Origin of the sequence: Streptomyces sp. TG1A-60, assembly GCF_037201975.1 — a bacterium.
In the GTDB taxonomy this organism is placed as follows: domain Bacteria; phylum Actinomycetota; class Actinomycetes; order Streptomycetales; family Streptomycetaceae; genus Streptomyces.
Window position 1 is genome coordinate 1,960,575 of the sequence record NZ_CP147520.1, and the last position, 19,566, is coordinate 1,980,140.

Genomic DNA, 19,566 nt, shown 5'->3' on the forward strand with positions numbered 1-19,566 from the left:
GCAGCGTGGACGGGCTCCCGGGCCGTTATCAGGGCGAGCGCATCCGGGTCCGTGAGCGGTACCGGGCCGGTGTCCGCAGGTGGCGCAGCCTCTGCGTCGTGGGCATACGCCGGCTCAAGGGCCGTCGCAGCTTCCGGCTTGGAGGCATGCTCGGGCGCGGTCTCCTTGGTGGTTTGGCCAATGCTCTCCGCCGTTTGCCCGGCAGGCTGTCAAGCCTCGGGTTTCGTGGAGACTGAGTTAGCTGGTTGTCTGGAGTGACGCAGGAGGTTCGGTCGCGAGGTAGTGGGTGGCCTCGTGCTCGGCAGGGGTGACGTGGCCGAGTTCGCCGTGGAGACGGCGCTGGTTGAACCAGTCGACGTACTCGGCGACGGCGACCTCGACGTCGTTGATGCCGGTCCACGGTCCCTTGTTGCGGATCAGCTCGGCCTTGAACAGGCTGTTGAACGCCTCGGCCAGGGCGTTGTCGTACGAGTCGCCCCTGGAACCGACCGAGGCCACGGCGTCCTGTTGTTCCAGGCGTTCGGTGTAGCGAATGGCACGGTATTGAACGCCGCGGTCGGAGTGGTGTATCAGCCCGGTCAGGTCGCCGTCGGCGTGCCGGCGCCGCCAGATGGCCATCTCCAGGGCGTCCAGGGCGAGGTCGGTGTAGAGGGAGGTGGCGACCTGCCAGCCGACGACCATGCGGGAGAAGACGTCGATGACGAAGGCGGCGTAGACCCAGCCGGAGAAGGTTCTGATGTAGGTGATGTCGGCCACCCACAGCTGGTTCGGCGCACTCGCGGTGAACGCCCGCTCGACCAGATCAGCCGGCCGTGCCGTCTCGGGCGCGGGGCGGGTGGTGCGCGGGCTCTTGGCCCGGATCACGCCACGCAGTCCGGCCCGGCGCATCAGGCGTTCGACCGTGCAGCGGGCCACCTTGTGCCCCTCGCGCAGGAGGGCGGCGTGGACCTTGCGGGCCCCGTAGACGCTGTAGTTGGCCTCGTGGATCCGGCGTATCTCCTCGGTGAGGTGCTCGTCTCGCAGGCTGCGGGCCGAGGACGGGCGGGTGCGGGCGGCGTAGTAGGTGCTCGGCGCGATCGGCGCGTCCGTCTCGGAGAGGACGTCGCAGATCGGCTGGACGCCGAACGTCTCCTTGTACTGGTCGATGTAGGCGACCTTCATCGCAGTGGACGGTCCAGCTCCGCGGCGAAGAAAGCCGAGGCGGACTTCAATATCGCGTTCGCCCTCCGCAGTTCCTTCACCTCCCGCTCGAGCTCAGCGATCCGTGCAGCGTCGGTGCTGGTAGTGCCGGGAACGATGCCTTCGTCGGTCTCGGCCCGCTTGACCCAGCCGCGCAGGGCTTCGGGATGCACGTCGAGCTGGTCGGCGATGCGCTTGATCGCACCGGCCCGGCCAACCGCGTCCTTACGGGCTTCCATCGCCAACCGCGTCGCACGCTCACGCAGTTCGTCGGGGTACTTACGGGGAGCAGCCATGATCGGCATCCTTCCGGGTCTTCGATGCCTCCATCAAACCCGGGGCGGTTCAGGCTGTACGGCCGCATACTCCACGGTCGTCTCGGCGTCGGCGCGCTGAGGGGTTCCGTCCGCCCCGGCCCCGGTGGGTTCGCGGCCGGCATCCTCTGGCTGAGCCAACGTCAGCTCTGGGGCCATGACCACCGCGATGGCACACGTGGGCAGCACCCGCACGACCTGCTCCTGCAGAACCAGGATCTCCGCCGCCGCCTCCGCCTGCCGGCCCAGCCTGATGAGCCGGGCCAAGGCGGCCAGCGCTGCGCTTTCCTCCCGTTGCGGCTCCTCCCACACCGGTGTGTCCAGCAAGCGGCGGGCCGCGCCGCGCACGGCCTCAGCCGCAGAGGCGGCAGCGGCGGAGCTGTCCGAGCGGGAGGCAACATCCAACAGTTCCCGCAGAGGCTCCCGTGCCCGGAGGTCACGCTCGTGCGCAGCCCGGTGCGCGTGTACGGCGCACGTCATATCCTCCAGGCGGCGAGGCACCCCCTCGATTCCCGCCGTGCGGAGCACCGCGTCGACGCTGTCGAAGACGGCACCTAGCGCAGCCAGCGGGGCCAGGTCCTCCTCCTGCGGGGGCAGCCGTCCCGGACCGCACTGGTCACCTTCTCCGCAGCTTGCCGGGCTTGCGCGAGGGCCGACTGCAACTGTCGGCAGGCCGATTCCGGATCCGTCCCCTCATCGGTTCCGGCGCTGTCGGACGCCGTAGCGGTCGTCTCGTGAGAGGTGCCGGGGTCGGATACCACGATCTCGGGAGTGGGGGTATGAGTGCTTGGCCGGTCGGCGACGGCAGCGCGCACAGAATTCCCGTCGCCCGCGACCGGCGGTTCTTCGTCTTCCGCTGCTCCGGGTGCGACGTCCGGGTTCGCCGCCACGATGGAGCGCGCAGCGGCACCGACAGCGGCGAGCTGAGCCGTCTCCTTGTCGTCGGCCGTCACCGCGAACCAGTCCTGCTCCGCCGCCCACGCAAGGATGTGGGCGTCGGTGACCGAGGCGTTGCACCACGCGAACACCGTGGCCCGGACAAGCGTCGCGCCCCACCGGGTAACGGGGTCGGAAACCGTCTCGCCGTCCTGCGCGACGACGAAGTTGCCCACCTGATTCATCACGGTGACCGTGAGTTCTTTGATTCCGCATGTGCAGGTGTGCTGCCGTGCCTCACGCCGCAGCCTGGCGAGAACGTCCTGGCACAGGGCTTTGCTCACCCGTCGGGGGGCCGCTATGCGGATGCCCAGCCTGCCGAGCAACTCCTGCCGGTCCTTTGGACGCAGGGAGTTGAAGGCCAGTTCCACCATGTCGGCCGTGAGGTCGTTGAGGGCGGTGACGGCTGGGTGGTCCAAGGCGTTGAGCGCGGCGGCCAGGCCTTCGAGGTCCTGGGCCGAGACGCTCGACGGGGACCACGGCGGCCCCGTGACGACGCGGTAGCGGTCCTGCATGTACGCGTACTCCATTTCTGTGGACACCAAGGAGTCGGAAGAGGCTGGCCGGACCCGCGTGATGAATCAGCAGCCGCGCGTGTGCTCGGTGACGAACGTGTATCCGTAGGGCAGTTCCCAGCCGTCCGCCTTGCCGAGCCTGCGGCAGTGCTCCCGAAAGGCCGCACGCTGAACGACGCTGGGCGAGCACCCCGGTCGCAGGCGGCGCAGATGACCGGGGACGAACTGGATCCCCCGAAGCCCCTCGCCGCCCGGTTCGGTGCCGCCCCAGGGACGTATCGCCCGCGGCCGCGCGGGGCGGTAGCCGATGAGAGGAATGGTCCGCTGTCCGTCGCGCGGCGGGAAATGAGGCTGGCCCCAGGCGTCTCGACTGCCGAGCGCCGGTTCCAGAAGCCGTTCTGCGAGCAGTTCCGCAACGGCCGATTCCAGGGCGGCGGCCTGTGACCGGGCCGGCCGACGCCCGTAGACCGCGCTCGGCAGGACCGAACGGTCCATAAGGGCATGGCCGTCCAGGGTGAGCAGACCGCAACGGCGCACCGTGCGCATCACCAGCTGCCGGGGGCCCAGCCCGACCGCGCTGTCACCGTGGCGGTCACTTCCCGGGACGTCCTCCCTGGTAAGCACAAGAGGGTCATAACAATGCCCGGTGTCACGGTCGCCGACCAGCACGCGTTCCTCGAGCGACGTCGTGGCCATGCGGATCACCGAGCCGCCGCGGAGGCTGCGCAGCTCAAGCATCAGGCCGGGGAAGAAGTCGCCGGGCCAGACGATCCCGGTCAAACGGCCCGAAGTGTCATCGAGTTCGGCGATGACGTCCTGCACTGCCTCCTTCTCGTCCAACGCCTCGCCGGCATGGTCGAGTTCGAGGCCAACCGTGGGGCGCTCACCGTGAGACCGGCGAAGTTCCTCGACGACGTACGGATGTAAGGGAAACCAGCCGTCGATGAGCTGGGACAGCCGCAGGGGTGCCCGCCAGACGATCTCCTGTGCGTCACTCCGCAGGAGTTCACCGGTGCCGAGAGAGGCATCGTCACCCAGAGGCAGATCGACCGGGTCCAACTCTGTTTCCGGCTCTGGCTCCGATATCGCGGGCAACGTGGACGTCCAGCCGCGTCCGGCCGGGGCCAGGGGATCTCCGTGCGCTTCTGCGTCACCGGGATGATGTGACCGCCACACGCCTCCGCCCTCGAAGGCGTCGTCGAGCGTGATCCGGGAGCCGTTCTCGAACAGGCCCTGGTCGCTGTCCCCTTGGACGACGTCGGCGAGCGCCACATTCGCCCGGCACACCGCTGCGGCGTATCCCACTCCCCTGAGCACTTCCGTCGCTCCCGGGAACCCGCGAAGCCGCGGTCCAACCGCTGTGTACACGGTGACAGGCGTGGTAAGGCCGTAGCGGCGCCTCCCCGGGGTGGCCGCGCGTTCGACCGCTGCGGCAAGCGACCTGAGGTCATCGCCGCCCAGCGGCCCGGTGTCCCGCCAGCAGTCCGCGAGGGAGCTCCGGGTCATGGTGTAGTCAACCCATGTGCGCAAGACGGCACTGGAGTTGAGCGCACCCTTCACCGTGCCAAGGAGACCGCGCAGCCCTGCTCGCAGGTCGTCGTCGTGCGCGCTGCCCACCAGTGCAGCGAGGGACACGGGGACGAAAGGGCTGAGCAGCTGCTCCCGTGCCGTCGTCAGGAGATGCTCCGCATAGGCCGTCAGGTCGTCGCGCCATGCCGCCTCCGGGGACGGGTAGCAGACGTCGACGACGACATGCCCGTCCTCGTTGATCCAGCGCCGGCGCGTGCGTAAGCGAACGAGCTGGGCCGATGACAGGCTCAGAGCCGGGCCGAAAGCATGGAGATCCGGGACCAGGAGCTCCCTTCGCCGTGGCGCGGCGCCGTCTCCCGGCCGCCCCGGGCCCTCGGCCCCTGCAGGCGCCCCCGATACCCAGGCCGGTACGTCACCAAGGGCGCCCACCTCTGGGCGGGCACCCTCCCGATAGACGATCTCGGCGTACAACGGGTCCGACCCGGTGGCGACACACACCATTGCGCCGACCGGGAGCACGGGGACGCACTCGCCGAAGGTGATCACAGGGAAGTCGTCGAGACAGAGCGGGCTGCCGGCGTAGCCGTCGCCGCCGAGGTCGTACCCGAAGTACACCGCGTTGAAGGCGACGGCAGTGTGCACGGGCGCCGGGCGGGCGACGACAACCGCTTCCAGATAGCGCCGCAACCGATCCCGTTCTTCGTCGGGTACGGCGTCATAGCCTTTCGTCATTGCAGAGGTCAACAGAGGCCGGTCACCGTACGGATCAGGCACCTGCGCCCTGTCGCGGGGCGTCGACGACACCTCCGGCCCCCCACGTTCGTCAACCGTTGCTGATACATACGGGTCCCCACCCATGACACCTCCGCCGCGCTTCAGACCGCTGCGGTCTGACGTGCGGTAATTCCCGCAGGGTATGCCGAGACGGAACATTCCGGAAGCACTTTCGTCACTTTGCGATGATAGGTAGTAACTCATATCGGGCACACCCGCGCGCCGACATCAGACCGAGCTCAGATGGCAGGACCTGGGCAGGTCAACGTCCTCTGCAACAGCACTTGACAGCTCGCGGAAGCCACAGCCATCGCCTCACCTCCAAGGGCAAGATGGCCTGGCACTTCCAACTGCGCGTGGATGCCCCACGCCGGGGTGACCGTCGAACGGGAGGAGTTCGTACCCGAAGGCGATAGCGGGCACGCCTTGTTCTGGGCACGATGCCCCTGATACCCCAACCTCCGGTTGGGGTGAGGTCGCGTGGGCCTGCAAGAAGGAAGCGTCGTTGCGGTGCGGACGCCTCTGCACGCTGTCGCATTCCTGAGAAACAGGTCTGAATGGGTACGATCCGGGTCCCGCAGTCGCGCTGATCACCGGCGTGATGGCGTCGGGGAAGTCCACCGTGGCCGAACTCCTGGCCGGGCAGCTGCCCCGAGCCGCCCACGTGCGCGGTGACGTCTTCCGGCGGATGGCGGTTTCCGGCCGGGAGGAACTGTTACCCGAGGAGACCACGGAGGCCCGAGCCCAACTGGGTCTTCGCTCCGGCTCTCCGCGCTCGTAGCCGACGAGTACGCGCACCACGGATGGACCGCGGTCGTCCAGGACATCACCCTGGGCGACGACCTGACCCGGCATGTCACCAGGGTGCACACCCGACCGCTGTTCGTCGTTGTGCTGGCCCCCGCTATCGCGGTCGTGCCGGCCAGAGAGGCCGCGCGCCCGAAGGCCGGGTACGGCGTCTGGACGGTCGAGACACTCGACCACGCCCTGCGGGCGGAGACTCCGCGCATCGGGCTCTGGCTCGACACCTCGGAGCACACCAGACACTGACGGTCTCAGCGTTCTCGACAACCTTCCGGCTGACCCACGTCACCACGCAGCCCGGCTGCCGAAACCGGCCAGCGACAAGCCATGAACCAGCAGCCCTCGAATCGCAGCTGACGCCCCATCAGAACGTGCGTCATCCGTGCGTCAGGAATCGCTGCGGCCCGCACGCAAACCGCCACCGGAGCACCGGAAACCCCAGCTCAGGCTGGGTTCTCCACGTCCACCTGTTGCGACCACCGGAAACAGGTCGAACCGACGGCCATTCCCAAAATCTGCAGGTCAGACGCCCTCTCGGACCGGCTCCAGAATGGCAACGCACTCCACATGATGCGTCATCGGAAACAGATCGAACGCCCGCAGCATCCGCACCCGATATCCGCCCTCCCGGAAGTACCCCAGATCCCGTGCGAGCGCCGCCGGATCGCAGGCCACGTAGGCGATCCGGCGCGCCCCCAGTGACGACAGGTGCTGGACGGTCTTCTTGCCCGCCCCGGCGCGCGGCGGGTCCAGGACGACCAGGTCGACCTCGGTGATGCCGGTGCGGGGAGGAGGGCGTCGACCTTGCCCTGTTCGATGCGGACGCGGTCGAAGTCGGCGAGGTTGTGGCGGGCGTCCTCGACGGCGCGCTTGCCGGACTCGATGCCGAGGACGGCGCCCTTGTCGCCGACGCGGTCGGCGAGGGCGCCCGCGAACAGCCCCACCCCGCAGTACAGGTCCAGCGCCATGTCGCCCTTGCGGGGCAGCAGACCCTGCATCACGGCCTTGACGAGGGTGTCGGCGGCCATCGGGTGGACCTGCCAGAAGCCGCCGCTGCCGACACGGTACGTACGGTCGTCCGCGCGCTCACGGACGAAGGGGCGCCCATGGACGCGGTGCACGCCCCCGTCCCTCTCCTCGACCCGCATCACCGACACCGGCTTGTCCAGCTCCACGATCGGCAGGCGCGCACCCGGCCGGGGTTCGAGGATCACCTGACGGTCCTGCGAACCCGTCGCCGCGATCGCGTCGATCGACGCCATGCCCGTCCAGTCACGCTTCTCGATGCCCAGCTCGCTCACGCCGGGTGCCGCGATCATGCAGTGGTCGATCGGCTCGACCTGGTGCGAGCGGTGGCGGCGCAGGCCCGCGCGCCCCGAGGACGCGTCCACGGCGTACTGCACCCGCGTGCGCCACGCCGGTACCTCGCCCGCCGGCACCTTGTCGCCCTCGGCCGGCATCACCGTGCCGTCCCAGCCGGCCTCCTCGGGCGTGAGGCCCGCGAGACGCTGCAACTGTTCGGTGATGACCTCACCCTTGAAACGGCGCTGGGCACCCGGCTTGGCGTGCTGCCAGTCGCAGCCGCCGCAGCGGCCGGGCCCGGCATAGGAGCAGGGGGCCTCGACGCGGTCCTTGGAGGCCGACAGGACCGAGACCGCGTCCGCCCGCAGGAAGCGCGCGCCCTCCTCGCCCTCCGTCACCCGCACCACGACCCGCTCGCCGGGCAGTGCGTGCCGTACGAAGAGGACCTGCCCCTCGGACGTGCGCGCGACGCAGTGCCCGCCGTGGGCGACGGGTCCGACCTCGACCTCGTACTCCTCTCCCACCAGTGATTTATTCGGTTCTGCCTGCATGGTGGGGTGACTCCAGGAGAGAGGGGAAAGCGGAACGGCCGGACAACAGCCCACCAGTCTACGTGGGTGCCGTCCGGCCGTTGACCACGAGCGGCGCCGGGCGCCTCCCCGCGCTCAGCCCTTGCTGCCCCAGGATCCCCTCGATGGACCCTTCGAGGACACCTTGGCCGGCTCCTTCGGGCGCTCGTGCGCCGGACCACGCCGCACCGAACCCGGCGCGTTCCACTCCTGGCGCTTGCGCTCCCGCCGCTTCGCGACCTCGGAGGACGCCAGCTGGTAGGGCACGGAGGTCACCATGACGCCCGGCGTGAAGAGCAGCCGGCCCTTGAGCCGGAGCGCGCTCTGGTTGTGCAGCAGATGCTCGTACCAGTGGCCGACCACGTACTCGGGGATGATCACCGACACCGCCTCGCGCGGGGACTCCTTGCGCAGTCCCTTGACGTACTCGATGACCGGCCGCGTGACCTCGCGGTACGGCGAGTCGAGGACCTTCAGCGGTACGTCGATGCCGCGCCGGGACCACTCCTCCTGAAGCGCCTTGGTCTCGGCCGGGTCGACGTTGACGCTGAGCGCCTCCAGGGTGTGGGAGCGCATCAGCTTGGCGTAGGCGAGGGCGCGCAGGGTGGGGCGGTGGATCTTGGAGATCAGCACCACGGAGTGGACCCTGGAGGGCCGTACGACGTCGTCGCTGGGGCCGTCCGGCGCGGCGATCTCCTCGGCGACCCGGTCGTAGTGCTTACGGATGGCCGTCATCGTCGCGTAGAAGATCACCATGCCGAGCAGGGCGACCCAGGCACCGTGCGTGAACTTGGTGACGAGAACGACGATCAGGACCAGCCCGGTAAAGAACGCGCCGAAGGCGTTGATCGCGCGGGAGCGGACCATGTGGCGTCGCTTGGCCGGGTTCTTCTCGACGCTCAGATGGCGGTTCCAGTGCCGGACCATGCCCGTCTGGCTGAGCGTGAAGGAGACGAACACCCCGACGATGTACAGCTGGATCAGATGCGTGGAGTCGGCGCCGTAGATCCACACCAGGAGCACTGCGGCGCCCGCGAGGAGCACGATGCCGTTGGAGAAGGCGAGGCGGTCGCCCCGGGTGTGCAGCTGGCGCGGCAGGTAGCGGTCCTGGGCGAGGATCGACCCGAGCAACGGGAAACCGTTGTACGCGGTGTTGGCGGCCAGGAACAGCACGAGGGCGGTGGCGGCGGCCAGCAGGACGAAGAAGAACGTCCCGTCGCCGAAGACGGCGGCGGCGACCTGTGAGATCACCGGGTCCTGGACGTAGGAGTCACCTACCGGGGCACCGTCGCGCAGCAGGTCGATCGACGGGTTCTCGGCCATCCGCACCTTGGTGGCCATGGCGAGGACGATGATGCCGCAGAACATGGTGACGGCGAAGAAGCCCATCAGGGCGAGGGTGGTGGCCGCGTTCTTCGACTTGGGCTTGCGGAAGGCGGGTACACCGTTGGAGATGGCCTCGACGCCGGTGAGCGCGGCACAGCCGGAGGAGAAGGCGCGCAGCAGCAGGAAGACCAGCGCGAATCCGGCGAGGCCCTGGTGCTCGGGCTTGATCTCCAGGCCGGCGGTGGGTGCCCGCATGGTCTCGTCGAGAACCAGACCGCGGAACGCGCCCCAGGCGATCATCATGAAGACGCCGACGACGAAGACGTACGTCGGGATCGCGAAGAGTTTGCCGGACTCCTTCACCCCACGCAGGTTCATCAGCGTGAGCAGCACGATGATGCCGATCGCGCACAGCACCTTGTGCTCGACGAAGAACGGGACGGCCGAGCCGAGGTTCTCCACACCGGAGGAGATGGACACGGCGACGGTGAGCACGTAGTCGACGAGGAGAGCGCTGGCGACGGTGAGGCCGGCCTTCGGGCCGAGGTTGGTGTTCGCCACCTCGTAGTCGCCGCCGCCGCTCGGGTACGCGTGCACGTTCTGCCGGTACGACGCCACCACGGTGAACATCAGCACCACGACCGCGAGGGCGATCCAGGGGCTGAAGTGATAGGCCGACACGCCCGCGACGGAGAGGACCAGCAGCACCTCGCCGGGTGCGTACGCCACGGACGAGAGCGGGTCGGAGGCGAAGACGGGGAGTGCGATGCGCTTCGGCAGGAGCGTTTCTCCAAGCCGGTCGCTGCGCAGGGCGCGCCCGATCAGAATCCGTTTGGGCACGTCGGTCAGTTTGGACACGGAGAGGATCGTAAGCGCCCTGGCTGGTTCTGGGCACATCCGGGTGAAATCCCAACGGGCCCCGGGGTGAAATCCGCCCGGCGGCCACCGCGAAGTGCGTCACGTCACACATCCTCCCGCCTAATGGACGGCGTCCTCACGTCTGTATGACGGATCCCGCGCACCCGAGCAATTCCTTGAAGCCGGGCGGATCCCGTCCACATGACGGCTCCCGTCCCTCACCTTCTGGAGGCCCCATGCAGGCCGCGACCGCGGAACTGATCGGCGCTCTCGCCTCCCTCGCCGGACTCGGCGTCCTGACGATGATCAGCGTCCGCCGGATCAGCCGACGACCGCCCACGATGTGACCCGGAACCGTACGGGGGTGCCTTCCGCGGACCGCGCGTGTATAGCTTGGGCGACGGTCTGAGACCCTGTTTTTGACGTTTCGGCTGAACAGTAGCTATGGACACTGGAAGGACGGTCGTGCACATCGTCATCATGGGCTGCGGGCGAGTGGGTTCGACCCTCGCCCAGACCCTGGAGCAACAGGGGCACACGGTCGCCGTGATCGACCAGGACCCCACGGCCTTCCGTCGTCTGGGCTCGGGATTCGGCGGCCGTCGCGTCACCGGTATCGGCTTCGACCGCGACACGCTGCGCGAGGCGGGCATCGAGGAGGCGGGCGCGTTCGCCGCGGTCTCCAGCGGTGACAACTCGAACATCATCGCCGCCCGCGTGGCCCGCGAGATGTTCGGCATCGAGAACGTGGCGGCACGGATCTACGACCCCCGCCGGGCCGAGGTCTACCAGCGGCTGGGCATCCCGACGGTCGCCACGGTCCGCTGGACCGCCGACCAGATGCTCCGCCGGCTGCTGCCCTCCGGGGCCGAGCCGCTGTGGCGCGACCCCACCGGCGGCGTCCAGCTCGCCGAGGTGTACGCCTCCTCGGCCTGGGTGGGGCACAAGATCAGCAAGATACAGGAGGAGACCGGCGTCCGCGTCGCCTTCCTCACCCGCCTGGGCGAGGCGATCCTGCCCACCTCGCAGACGGTGCTGCAGGAGGGGGACCTGGTGCACGTGATGATGCGTACGGACGACGTCGAGAAGGTCGAGGCGTCCTTCACCGAGGGCCCCGACAAGGAGGGCGGTCACTGATGAGGGTCGCCATTGCCGGAGCCGGCGCGGTCGGCCGCTCGATCGCGGGGGAACTGCTGGAGAACGGCCACGAGGTCCTGCTCGTCGACAAGGCGCCGACCGCCATCTCGGTCGAGCGCGTCCCCTTGGCGGAGTGGCTGCTGGCCGACGCCTGCGAGATCACGTCCCTGGACGAGGCGGCGCTCCAGCGCTGCAATGTCGTCATCGCCGCGACCGGCGACGACAAGGTCAACCTGGTCGTCTCCCTGCTGGCGAAGACGGAGTACGGCGTCCCACGCGTCGTCGCCCGCGTCAACAACCCCAAGAACGAGTGGCTGTTCAACGAGTCCTGGGGCGTGGACGTGGCCGTGTCGACCCCCCGACTGATGTCGGCCCTGGTCGAGGAGGCCGTCAGCGTCGGTGACCTGGTCCGCCTCCTCCGCTTCAGCCACGGCGACGCGAACCTGGTCGAGCTGACGCTGCCGCCGGAGTCCGCCCTGGCCGGCACCCAGGTCGGCGACGTCGAGTGGCCGGAGGACACGTCCCTGGTGACGATCATCCGGGGCACCCGGGTCCTCACCCCGACCCGGGACGACTCCCTGGAAGCGGGCGACGAACTCCTCTTCGTGGCCGCCCAGGCCCGCGAGGAACAGCTGGAGGACCTGCTGTCGGTCCGCCGCGACGACGCGACGAGCTGAACGGCGGGGTCCACGACCTCGTGCGGGTACGGGCTGGATATGTGAAGGGGGCGCTCCGAAGACTCGGGGCGCCCCCTTCACATACCCAGCCTGTTCGGCGCTTGAGGACGAGGCCGTGCGAGCCGGAAGGGGCCCGGGGCGGCGGCCCTCAGCCAGGGCCTCACGGACGCCGGGTGCCTACGTTCGCCCCGCCGCGAACGCCCGGCGCGCTCCCCCACCGCCTCAAGGAACGGCTCCGGTGGCCGCCCCACTCGCCACACCGGACGGCCGCTCCCTGACGGGCAAACGGTGCCTGCCGTGGCGCTAGTCGGCCGAGCGGGCGGCGGCCTTCCGTTCCTTCTCCGCGCGCTCCTCGGCCTCCATCTCCGCGAACACGTCGATGGGAGCGGGCGCCTTGGCGAGGAACACCCAGGTCAGCCACACCGCGAGCAGGAACGGCGGGATCTTCAGCGCGATGAGCACCCAGCCCAGCTGCGTGGTGTCGGCCCACCAGTACAGCGGGAAGAGGATCGCGCACTTGCCGAGCAGGATCGCGCCCCAGGCGTAACTCGCCTTCGTGTACGCCTTCTTGCGGCCGGGGTTCCGCGTCCGCCAGGACAGGTTCTCCTTGAAGACCGGGCCGAGCATCAGGCCGATCAGCGGCACACCCGCCACCGTCGTGAGGATGTACGCGAGCCCGAGGCCCAGCGTGTACAGCATGCCCGGCAGATAGAAGTCCTTGGCGTTGCCGGTCATCATCGCGAAGACCACGCCGAAGGCGACCCCGAAGACACCGCTGAAGGCGTGCTTGACGGTGCCCTTCATGACGAGCCGTACGACGACCAGCAGCACGGACACGCCGAGGGCCGCGAGGGCCGACGCGTGCAGGTCCTTGTTGATCGTGTAGATGGAGACGAAGATGAGGCCCGGGAGCACGGTCTCGACCATGCCGCGCACGCCGCCGAACGCCTCGAACAACGCGGCCTCGGTCACCGCCCTGGAGTCGTGCGAGCCGTCCTGTGCGCCGTGGGCGTCCTGGACGTCGCGCTGGGTGTCTTCCGTCGGCTTGTCGAGCGACGTCACCGGCTACTCCCGTCCGAGCGGTCTGAGTTCGTACTTCGGATTGAACAGCACCCTACGGCCCCGGCTCATCGAGACCCGGCCGGATGCGATCAGCTTGCGCCCCGGCTCTATCCCGATGATGGAGCGCCTGCCGAGCCACACCACGTCCAGGGCGGCCGAACCGTCGAACAGCTCGGCCTCCAGGGCCGGGACACCGGCGCGCGGGCGCAGCGTGACCGTGCGCAAGGTACCAGTAACCGTCACTATCTGTCGGTCGTGGCAGTCACAGATGCGCGTACACCCCGCGGTGTCCGCGTCCTCACGCAGCTCCTCCGACTCCAGGTCCTGCTGGGACGAGGAGAGCCGGTCGAGCATGCGCCGGAACCGGCCCGCCGGCTTCTCGGAACGAGGAACAGCACTCATGGCAAAAGCCTACCGGGGCCCGCCGGCAGAGCCGCCCCCCGTACGCCGGGGCATCCGCCCGCCTCCCGAGCGACGGCCCCGCGCCCTGGCCCCTGCCGACAACCGCCGTGCACGCGCATGGGCCGCACCCCCGGCGGGGGTGCGGCCCATGCGCGTGCACGGCGGTTACGTGAGCGGAGGTCCGCTAGCGGACCTCGGTGATCTCCGGTCCGCGCTGCAGTTGTCCCATGCCGCCGGAGAAACGGGAACCGCTCTGCTCCTCCTGCTGGACGCCCTCGGGGACCATCTGGGCGTCGTCGGGCAGCTTCAGGACGATCGGGTCGCGCGGAGCCATGGGGCCGTCGCCGCGGACGACGACCGTGTCACGGAAGATCTGCTCCAGCAGCCCGGCGGTCTGCGGCTCCACCGCTCCCCGGCCGGAGATCACCCCGCGCAGGAACCAGCGGGGCCCGTCCACACCGACGAACCGGACGACCTGGAAGCCGCCCGTGCCGTCCGGCAGCTGCACCGGCACCTGGGCGCGCAGCTCCCAGCCCAGCGGGCCCTCGACCTCGTCGATGACACCGCCCTGCTGGGTGATGCCGGTGGCGATCTCCTCGCGGACCTCGCCCCAGATGCCCTCGCGCTTGGGCGCGGCGAAGGCCTGCAACTGGACCGCGCTGTCGCGCAGCACGACGGTCGCCGCGACGATCGCGTCACCGGCGACCTCGACCCGCAGCTCCATGCCGTCGACTCCGGGCACGAAGACGCCGCCGAGGTCCACCCGGCCCTCGCCGGGCTCGCGCACCTCGGAGCTGTCCCACGGCCCGTCGGGGCGGGGTTCGGGTTCGAGCCGTACGCGCTCCCGCCCGCCCTCGTCCGCCTCGGTGTCGGCGTCCCCAGCGACGCCGTCGACCTGCTCGGCCTCGCTCGCCGCGTCCGCCGCGTCCTCAGCGGAACCCTTCTTCTTGCGACGTCCGAACACGTCACTGTCCTTCCCGGTCGGATACGACCGAAGCGTATCGATTCCCACCCGTTGTGCCGCCCACGGCGGCATGACCGCCGGTGGACCCGAAGCCCCCCTCGGCCCGCGCCGAGTCGGGAAGCTCCGCCACCTCCTGGAAGCGCACCTTCTCGACCTGCTGGACGACCAGTTGGGCAATCCGGTCGAAGCGCTCGAACCGCACGGGTTGATGCGGGTCGAGATTCACCACGATCACCTTGATCTCCCCACGGTACCCGGCATCAACCGTCCCCGGGGCATTCACCAGGGCGACGCCGCAGCGGGCGGCCAGACCGGACCGTGGGTGCACGAAGGCCGCGTACCCCTCGGGGAGCGCGATGGACACTCCCGTGGGAAGTACGGCCCGTTCGCCCGGCTGCAGCTCGTGGCTCTCCGTGGTGCGCAGATCGGCACCCGCGTCACCGGGCCGCGCGTATTCCGGCAGCGGAACCTCCGGGTCGACGCGCCGGATCAGAACGTCGACGGGGGCACGGCCGCCGCTCACGGGTTCACCTCGAAGGCACGGGCCCGCCGGGCCTGGTCCGGGTCGTTCATGGCCGCCTGGATCTCCTCCTCGCGGCCGTGGTCGATGAAGTGGTCGACCTTCACCTCGACGAAGAGCGCGTCGGCACGGACGGCCGGCGGGCCGTCGGGGCCGCCGATGCGTCCCTGGGCGGTCGCGTAGATCTTCCGCCCGGCCACCGCCGTCACCTCGGCCTGGAGGTGCAGCACGGTGCCGACCGGCACGGGCCGTACGAAGTCGGTCTCCAGTCGCCCGGTCACCGCGATGGTGCGCAGCAGCCAGGTGAGGGAGCCGAGCGTCTCGTCGAGGGCGCTGGCCAGGACTCCGCCGTGCGCCAGGCCGGGTGCCCCCTGGTGCGCGGGCTTCACCGTGAACTCGGCGGTCAGGGAGACCCCCTCGCCGGCCCGGGCCTCCAGGTGCAGCCCGTGGGGTTGTTCGTCACCGCAGCCGAAACACTGCCCGTAGTGCGCGCCCAGCAAGGCGCCGGGGGCGGGTGCCTCGGGATGCCGTACGGGCGCCGTGGCGTCCGACGGGGGCTGCAGGGCCGCGGAAGTACCTCTCACAGGCGCAGACCTTACCCGTCCGTCAGCGTCCGGCCATCGTCTTCGCGGGCAGGGTTTCCCCTCGGGCGCCCCTATTCCGGGGGCGGGCGGTCAGCGTGCCAAGCTTGAGGCCATGCAGCTCTCCGCCTCGCCGTACGAAGAACGCCTCACCGCGCCCCGCTCCTGGTGGCTGGTCTGCTTTCTGGTCGGCGTCTCCATGGCCCTCATCCTGCTGCCCTTCGGCACGCTCCCCCTCCTGGGCGGCCTGGTCGGCGGCACCGCGGCGGCGGCGGTCGTGGCCAGCTCCTACGGTTCGGTGCGCGTCCGCGTCGTCGGCGACTCCCTGATCGCGGGCGAGGCGAAGGTCCCGGTGAGCGCCCTGGGCGAGCCCGAGATGCTCGATTCGGAGGAGGCCCGTGCCTGGCGCACCCACAAGGCCGACCCCCGCGCCTTCATGCTGCTGCGCGCCTACATCCCCACCGCCCTCCGCATCCCCGTCACCGACCCGGCCGACCCGACCCCGTACCTGTACCTGTCGACGAGGGAACCGGAGCGCCTGGCAGCGGCCCTGGAAGCGGCGAAGAGCACCGCGTAGGCGAAGAGCACCGCGTAGAGGCCCCCGAGGAGCCGGCTCACGTCACCGGCGGCAAGGCGACGCCTTGGGCCGACGGACGACGGCCCGTCCGCGCGTCACCCGACGACAGGGGCGCCGACGACCGACAGCGGAACGACGCCGGGTGCCGTCCGACGCCAGGGGGCCGGCGGACGACGGGTGAGTCGCGCGTCGCCCGACGCGGGGTGCGTCGCGTCACCGACAGCGGAGCGACGCCGCGCGCCCGCGCCAGGAAACTCCATGTCACCCGAGCACCGGGGCATCGCGGATAGCCCGATCCCGGAATCGTCGCGTCACCGACAGCCAAGCGTTGCCGCGCGCGACAGACGGCGGCGCACCGTGTGTCGCCTGACGGCGGGGCGTCGCGGGTCGTCCGACCCCGGAGTGCTGCTCGGTTGCTCGACGGCGGTGGATTTCCTGCCCGATTCCTACCGTCCGGCGACTTCAGGCACCGACCGGAGACATTTCTTTCGGCCGCGACGGCGATCAGCCGGGCCGACGCGTTTTCGGCGGTGCCGAGCCGACGCGATTTCCGCGGTGCCGAAGCGACGCGCCCGCCCGGCAGACGAACCGGAGCGCCCGGCACCGATCGGTCACTCTCCGCCCAGTTCCTTCGGCAGCTCCCCCACCCTCAGCGGATCCGCCGGCTTCTCCAACGGCGGCAGTTCCGGCAACGCCTCCCACGGAACCTGGATCCGCCGCAGGTCTTTCCTGATCCGCTCCGCGAGGTGCTTGGTGTCACGGCGGTTCATGACCGCCCCGACCGCGGCCCCGACCAGGAACGGCATCAGGTTCGGCAGATTCCGCACCGTCCGTTTCGTGATCTGCTGCCGCAGTTGCCGCTTCATCTGCCCGCCGAGCGCGGAGTTGATCGTCGACGGCTTGGTCACGTCGATCCCGCGCTCACCCGACCACGAGTCCAGATAGGCGGTACTGCGCTGCCGCAGATTCCCCGGCGGTCGCACCCCGTACACCTCGTGCAACTCGGCGACCAGCTTCAGCTCGACCGCGGCGACCCCGGTGATCTCGGCGGCCAGCTCCGCGGGCATGGCCGGCGGCACCGGCAGCATCGCGGCGGCCCCGACGCCCGCGCCGACCGTGGAGGACGCGTTCGCGGCTCCCGCGACGAGCTTGTCGGCGAGTTGCTCGGGCCCTAGCCCCGGGAACTGCGCGCGCAGGCCGGCGAGGTCCCGTACGGGGATCCGGGGGGCGATCTCGATGATCCGGTCGGTGAGATGGGCGAGCCCCGCTCTGGCGCGGTCACCGCTCTTGCGGGCCCCGACCTTGAGGCCCTGTTTGAGTCCGTCCCGGACGACGGCCGTGCGCCGTCTGGCGACCCGCGCCGGACTGTCCACCGGTACGGGCAGGCGGCCCTGCTCTTCCGTGGCGCCCCCCGACGCCGTGTCGGACGCACGTTCGAGCGAGGCCGCTCCCTGGTCGGAGGAGCCTCGCTCGTCATCACGCACGCCGTCAGAGCCGTCGAACGGCTCCTGGTCCGCCTCCTTGCGGAAGCGGCGCTTCCAGGGAGGGGTCGAGCCAGTCACGGCCGACCCTCCCTCAGTCGCAGTCGCGACAGATGGGCTGACCGTTCTTCTCGCGGGCCAGCTGGCTGCGGTGGTGCACCAGGAAGCAGCTCATGCAGGTGAACTCGTCCTGCTGCTTGGGCAGCACCCGGACGGCCAGCTCCTCGTTCGAGAGGTCGGCGCCGGGCAGTTCCAGGCCTTCGGCGGCCTCGAACTCGTCGACGTCCACGGCGGAAGTCGACTTGTCGTTCCGGCGAGCCTTGAGTTCTTCCAGGCTGTCCGAGTCGACGTCGTCGTCGGTCTTGCGTGGGGTGTCATAATCCGTTGCCATGTCGCTCTCCCCCTCTGGGTGTCTGCGGTGTCTCCAGCGCACGTAACGCGTGAGAGGCCGGACTTGTGCCCGACCTGAGGCGGAGATTTTGCCTCACATCAAGGTCTGTTACTCAATCGACACCCAACCGGATCCCTCAAGAGTGATCGGCTTGGATGGCGAACGGGACCGTACACGGTCTAGAGGCTGCATACCAAAGGCGCCTCAGCATGTACTTCCCGTGATATCAACCCCCGAAAACTCGGATTTTCCCGGCTTTCCGACGGCTACATGATCACTCTCGGTAGATGGCTGGAGAATCGCCCATGTGATCGATCACACATTGGTCGTGCGCGACCGTTTCGATCGGCCGTCCGGAAAATTCCGCGCAAAGCGAACACGCCCCGGAACCGCGGGTCATCTTCTCAGACGGGCAGAGTCACCCGCATCACGAGGCCCCCTCCCTCACGTGGCTGGGCGGCGATGTGGCCGCCGTGCGCGCGGGCCACGGACCGGACGATCGACAGACCGAGGCCCACACCCTTGTCGCTGCCCGTACGCTCCGTACGCAGTCGCCGGAACGGCTCGAAGAGGTTGTCGATCTCGTACGCCGGGACCACGGGCCCGGTGTTCGTGACCACCAGGACCGCCTGGCCGTGCTGGAGCTCCGTCGTCACCTCGACCCAGCCGCCCACACCTTGCACGTTGTACCGCACGGCGTTCTGCAGGAGGTTCAGGGCGATCCGCTCCAGCAGGACGCCGTTGCCCTGGACGACCGCCGCGGCCCGCTCTCCGCGGATCTCCACCTTCTTGGCGTCCGCCTCGCAGCGCACCTGGTCGATGGCCTGGGAGGCGACCTCGGCGAGGTCCACGGGTTTGCGCTCGACGATCTGGTTTTCGCTGCGGGCGAGCAGCAGCAGACCCTCGACCAGCTGCTCGCTGCGCTCGTTGGTGGCCAGCAGCGTCTTGCCGAGCTGTTGCAGCTCCGCGGGCGCGTTCGGATCGGACAGGTGCACTTCAAGGAGCGTGCGGTTGATCGCGAGCGGTGTTCTCAGCTCGTGCGAGGCGTTTCCGACGAACCGCTGTTGGGCCGTGAAGGCCCGCTGGAGCCGCTCAAGCATGTCGTCGAAGGTGTCCGCCAGCTCCTTCAGCTCGTCGTCCGGACCGTCCAGTTCGATACGCCGGGACAGGTCCGAGCCGGCCACCGCGCGGGCGGTGCGGGTGATCCGGCCGAGCGGGGCGAGCACCCGGCCCGCCATCGCGTAGCCGAAGGCGAACGCGATCACGGCGAGTCCGAGCAGGGCCAGCAGGGAGCGGCTGAGCAGCGTGTCCAGGGCGACGCGGCGCTGGTCGTCGATGCAGTCGGCGATCGCGGTGTTGAAGTCGGTGAGCGGCACATTGGCCGAGTCGGCGTCGACGGCGGGGCACTTGTCGCTGGCGACACTGATGTCCGTACCGCCCACGATCTTGAACAGCGGCGCGTTGCCGGTGTTCACGGCCTGGGCTGCCAGCAGATAGATGATCGACAGCAGCAGGATCCCGGCGATCAGGAACATGCCGCCGTACAGCAGCGTGAGCCTTATCCGGATGGTCGGTCGCAGCCACGGGAAGGGAGTCTGCGGCCGCTGGGGGTCCCAGGTGGGCTTGGGCGGCGCCGCGGGGGGTGCCGGTGTAGCGGCCATGGCGGA

Annotated in this window: 16 protein-coding genes, 2 pseudogenes and 1 other annotated feature; of the genes and pseudogenes, 4 read left to right on the forward strand and 14 right to left on the reverse strand. The window is 69.6% G+C overall.

All coding sequences use genetic code 11. The annotated features are described in order from the left end of the window. Window positions 1-237: 237 nt before the first annotated feature. The 4 genes from WBG99_RS07960 to WBG99_RS07975 all read right to left on the reverse strand — a co-directional run bounded on the left by WBG99_RS07960 (window position 238) and on the right by WBG99_RS07975 (window position 5,206). Window positions 238-1,475, reverse strand: a protein-coding gene (locus WBG99_RS07960; RefSeq protein ID WP_338895656.1) for an IS3 family transposase whose coding sequence is annotated in 2 segments (ribosomal slippage) — window positions 238-1,196 and window positions 1,196-1,475 — 1,239 coding nt in all. Because the reading frame shifts where the segments join, the coding sequence is not laid out codon by codon here. Then, window positions 1,069-1,197 (reverse strand) — a sequence feature (AL1L pseudoknot). Its footprint overlaps the gene before it by 129 nt. A gap of 33 nt (window positions 1,476-1,508) precedes the next feature. Continuing rightward, a complete protein-coding gene (locus WBG99_RS07965; RefSeq protein ID WP_338895657.1) occupies window positions 1,509-1,820 on the reverse strand; it encodes a hypothetical protein in 312 nt (103 codons plus the stop codon). A 227-nt stretch (window positions 1,821-2,047) separates the two neighbouring features. Then, entirely contained in the window at window positions 2,048-2,971 is a 924-nt protein-coding gene (locus WBG99_RS07970; protein ID WP_338895658.1) for a hypothetical protein, read from the reverse strand. Window positions 2,972-3,010: 39 nt separating this feature from the next. Next, window positions 3,011-5,206 (reverse strand): hypothetical protein, encoded by a 2,196-nt coding sequence (locus tag WBG99_RS07975; protein WP_338895659.1) that lies wholly within the window; start codon window positions 5,204-5,206, stop codon window positions 3,011-3,013. A 643-nt stretch (window positions 5,207-5,849) separates the two neighbouring features. Here WBG99_RS07975 and WBG99_RS07980 point away from each other — a divergent pair. Further along, a pseudogene (locus WBG99_RS07980) lies at window positions 5,850-6,383 on the forward strand (phosphotransferase). Window positions 6,384-6,574: 191 nt separating this feature from the next. Here the strand turns inward: WBG99_RS07980 and WBG99_RS07985 are convergent. After that, window positions 6,575-7,905 (reverse strand): annotated as a pseudogene (locus WBG99_RS07985) (TRAM domain-containing protein). Window positions 7,906-8,019: 114 nt separating this feature from the next. Then, window positions 8,020-10,107, reverse strand: a complete 2,088-nt coding sequence (locus WBG99_RS07990) for an APC family permease (protein ID WP_338895660.1) — start codon at window positions 10,105-10,107, stop codon at window positions 8,020-8,022. Between the two features lie 465 nt (window positions 10,108-10,572). Between WBG99_RS07990 and WBG99_RS07995 the strand changes: the two genes are divergently transcribed. Both WBG99_RS07995 and WBG99_RS08000 read left to right on the forward strand, forming a co-directional pair. Beyond that, the gene (locus WBG99_RS07995) at window positions 10,573-11,244 is read left to right on the forward strand and encodes a TrkA family potassium uptake protein (RefSeq protein WP_338900260.1); all 672 of its coding nucleotides are present in this window, start codon (window positions 10,573-10,575) and stop codon (window positions 11,242-11,244) included. Continuing rightward, window positions 11,244-11,921, forward strand: a complete 678-nt coding sequence (locus WBG99_RS08000) for a TrkA family potassium uptake protein (RefSeq protein ID WP_338895661.1) — start codon at window positions 11,244-11,246, stop codon at window positions 11,919-11,921. Before WBG99_RS07995 ends, WBG99_RS08000 begins: the two co-directional genes overlap by 1 nt. A gap of 303 nt (window positions 11,922-12,224) precedes the next feature. On the opposite strand, the gene WBG99_RS08005 is transcribed toward WBG99_RS08000, so the two are convergent. The 5 genes from WBG99_RS08005 to WBG99_RS08025 all read right to left on the reverse strand — a co-directional run bounded on the left by WBG99_RS08005 (window position 12,225) and on the right by WBG99_RS08025 (window position 15,453). Then, a complete protein-coding gene (locus WBG99_RS08005) occupies window positions 12,225-12,983 on the reverse strand; it encodes a DUF3159 domain-containing protein (protein ID WP_338895662.1) in 759 nt (252 codons plus the stop codon). Between the two features lie 3 nt (window positions 12,984-12,986). Further along, a complete protein-coding gene (locus WBG99_RS08010; RefSeq protein WP_338895663.1) occupies window positions 12,987-13,385 on the reverse strand; it encodes an OB-fold nucleic acid binding domain-containing protein in 399 nt (132 codons plus the stop codon). A gap of 184 nt (window positions 13,386-13,569) precedes the next feature. Next, a complete protein-coding gene (locus tag WBG99_RS08015) occupies window positions 13,570-14,349 on the reverse strand; it encodes a DUF3710 domain-containing protein (RefSeq protein WP_338895664.1) in 780 nt (259 codons plus the stop codon). A gap of 1 nt (window position 14,350) precedes the next feature. Further along, window positions 14,351-14,872, reverse strand: coding sequence for a dUTP diphosphatase (gene dut / locus WBG99_RS08020; protein WP_338895665.1), 522 nt, complete (start codon window positions 14,870-14,872; stop codon window positions 14,351-14,353). Continuing rightward, entirely contained in the window at window positions 14,869-15,453 is a 585-nt protein-coding gene (locus tag WBG99_RS08025) for a PaaI family thioesterase (RefSeq protein ID WP_338895666.1), read from the reverse strand. The genes dut and WBG99_RS08025 overlap by 4 nt, the downstream gene beginning before the upstream one ends. 112 nt (window positions 15,454-15,565) lie before the next feature. Here WBG99_RS08025 and WBG99_RS08030 point away from each other — a divergent pair, with 112 nt between their 5' ends. Further along, entirely contained in the window at window positions 15,566-16,027 is a 462-nt protein-coding gene (locus WBG99_RS08030) for a DUF3093 domain-containing protein (protein ID WP_338895667.1), read from the forward strand. 611 nt (window positions 16,028-16,638) lie between these two features. Here WBG99_RS08030 and WBG99_RS08035 read toward each other — a convergent pair. The 3 genes from WBG99_RS08035 to WBG99_RS08045 all read right to left on the reverse strand — a co-directional run bounded on the left by WBG99_RS08035 (window position 16,639) and on the right by WBG99_RS08045 (window position 19,560). Then, window positions 16,639-17,589 carry a hypothetical protein gene (locus tag WBG99_RS08035; RefSeq protein ID WP_338895668.1) on the reverse strand — a complete coding sequence of 317 codons (951 nt, stop codon included), beginning with the start codon at window positions 17,587-17,589 and terminating at the stop codon, window positions 16,639-16,641. A 13-nt stretch (window positions 17,590-17,602) separates the two neighbouring features. Next, window positions 17,603-17,899 carry a DUF4193 domain-containing protein gene (locus tag WBG99_RS08040; RefSeq protein WP_005481602.1) on the reverse strand — a complete coding sequence of 99 codons (297 nt, stop codon included), beginning with the start codon at window positions 17,897-17,899 and terminating at the stop codon, window positions 17,603-17,605. A gap of 404 nt (window positions 17,900-18,303) precedes the next feature. Then, complete coding sequence (locus WBG99_RS08045) at window positions 18,304-19,560, reverse strand: HAMP domain-containing sensor histidine kinase (protein WP_338895670.1); 1,257 nt, start codon at window positions 19,558-19,560, stop codon at window positions 18,304-18,306. Window positions 19,561-19,566: the final 6 nt, after the last annotated feature.